The sequence below is a fragment of the Priestia sp. P5_B4 genome, from assembly GCF_056400385.1.
In genome coordinates this window covers 1-2,203 of the sequence record NZ_JBFULJ010000644.1, presented here as the reverse complement: position 1 = coordinate 2,203, position 2,203 = coordinate 1, and the positions used below count along the sequence as shown (strand labels likewise).

Annotated in this window: 3 protein-coding genes; all 3 read left to right on the top strand. The window is 37.3% G+C overall.

Annotated features, from left to right (window positions below):
• The coding region (locus AC1DRF_RS24140) for an SDR family oxidoreductase (RefSeq protein WP_477741887.1) at positions 1–449 on the top strand (449 nt) is incomplete at its 5' end.
• A 255-nt stretch (positions 450–704) separates the two neighbouring features.
• On the top strand, positions 705–1,595 hold the full coding sequence (locus AC1DRF_RS24135; protein WP_427077260.1) for an aldo/keto reductase: 891 nt from the start codon (positions 705–707) through the stop codon (positions 1,593–1,595).
• A gap of 349 nt (positions 1,596–1,944) precedes the next feature.
• On the top strand, positions 1,945–2,203 hold a 259-nt coding region (locus AC1DRF_RS24130), incomplete at its 3' end, for a winged helix-turn-helix transcriptional regulator (RefSeq protein ID WP_477741886.1).

Here is a 2,203-nt window from a genome sequence, read left to right as displayed (position 1 = left end):
ACTTTAGCGAACTGCCTGTTGCAACAGTAAGAGAGGCTTTTGATAGTAAGTTCTGGGGGCAGTATATTTCGGTTCGTGCTGCTCTTCCATACTTGAATAATGAAAGTTCTATTACATTAACTTCGGGTGTATATGGTGTGCGTCCTCCTCAAGGTGCAACGACTCTAGCTTCCATTAATTCAGCAATCGATGGATTAGTACGAGGACTTTCAGTAGACCTGGCACCTATCAGAGTAAACGTGGTATCACCTGGTATTGTTGACACTCCTCTTTATGGCGGAATGTCAGAAGATCAAAGACAAGTTATGTACCATGGGATTGCTAAGCAATTACCTGTCGGACGTGTTGCTCAACCTAAAGATATAGCTGAAACCTATGTTTACCTAGCGAAAAATGGGTTTACAACTGGCACATCCGTTCTTATCGATGGAGGAGCTCATCTGATCTAATCCATTGATATCAAAGTCCATTGATAAATTGATTTAGAATAGAAGTGGTGAGGATGACTCGAAGTGTCAGACACTTATAGGCCATCCTCACTTTCTTTGTTTTTTGCACAGACTGAAGCAGAAATGGCCATATCATGCAATAAAGAATGGATTTGTTGGTTACGGAAATTCTAAATATACGCGTACTTTATACGTAGAGACGTTAACAGTCTACTTCTATGATAACCAAATACATAAAAGAAAGGGTCGAACCTAATGGATGAAAAGAAAAGAGCAGAAATTAAAAATGCATTAGCCAAACACGTGGTAACCCTACCTGACGGCACTTCTTTACCTAGTTTAGGACAAGGAACATGGTACATGGGGGAAAATCCTCAAGTGAGAGACAAAGAAATAAAAGCCTTGCAGCTTGGCGTAGAATTGGGCATGACACTTATTGACACTGCTGAAATGTATGGAAATGGCGATTCTGAACGCTTAGTTGGCGAAGCCATTAAAGGACGCAGAAATGAAGTCTTTTTAGTCTCAAAAGTGTATCCCCATCATGCAGGTTTAGATATGATTTCAAAAGCATGTGAAAACAGCTTAAAACGACTCGGAACAGACCACTTGGACTTATATCTTCTTCACTGGAGAGGACGTGTTCCTTTAGAGGAAACAATTGAAGGAATGGAAAAACTACGTGAAGAAGGGAAAATTTTAAGATGGGGCGTCTCTAATTTTGACACGGTTGATATGGAAGAGCTATGGAACACTAAGAATGGAAAAAATTGCGTGACGAATCAAGTGCTATACCATTTAGGTTCAAGAGGAATCGACTTCGATCTCTTACCATGGCAGCGTGAACATAACATGCCAATCATGGCCTATAGTCCCCTTGCTCAAGGAGGCTCTTTAAGAAGACAGCTTTTAAACGATCCAACTATTCATGATATTGCTGACAAATACAATGTCCAACCATTACAAATCGCTCTTGCTTGGACCATCCGTTCGAATAACGTCATCGCTATTCCAAAAGCAGTTCAAGATGAACATGTTCTAGCAAATGCTGAAGCAGCAACAATTGAGTTTACTGAAGAAGATCTCAATAGAATTGATCAAGTATTTCCTAAACCTACTAGGAAAATGCCATTGGATGTTATTTGAAAATTCACTTTAAAAAAGGACTCTTGTTTGAGTTGCTGACAATCTAATAGGAATTTCAAAAAAACTGTGTAGAATTTATTCCATACAGTTTTTTTATGAGGGAAATCTAATATCCTTATCGAATTATCCTCGCATCAAAACCCTATTTAGTTAGTTTTTGTTTAATGTTAATCGTTAAAAAGAGAAAAAGGACATACAAATATATAAAATAGAAGCCGACAGATGAGTATAAATTAGCTAATCGTTCTATCTGTTTGTTCTATCTGTTTATGGCTCTCTAATACATTAGAGAACAAAAAGAATAAAAAGAGGCAAATGAATAAGCTAAAACAAAAGGAGAATGAGATTGATGTCAGATACATTGCGAGAAGAAATTAGAAAAAAGATACTAAATGGCGATTTTAATTGTGAAAAAGAACTTACTTTATCTATCCTTAGTGGAAAATGGAAAGTTGTGATTTTATGGCACTTAGGAGTAGAAGGCCCACATCGATTTAGTGACCTTCAAAAGCTCTTTCCAAAAATATCTCATAAGATATTATCAAACCAGTTACATGAACTAATGGAAGATGGAATCATACATAGAGAAGTTTTTCCTGAAATTCCTC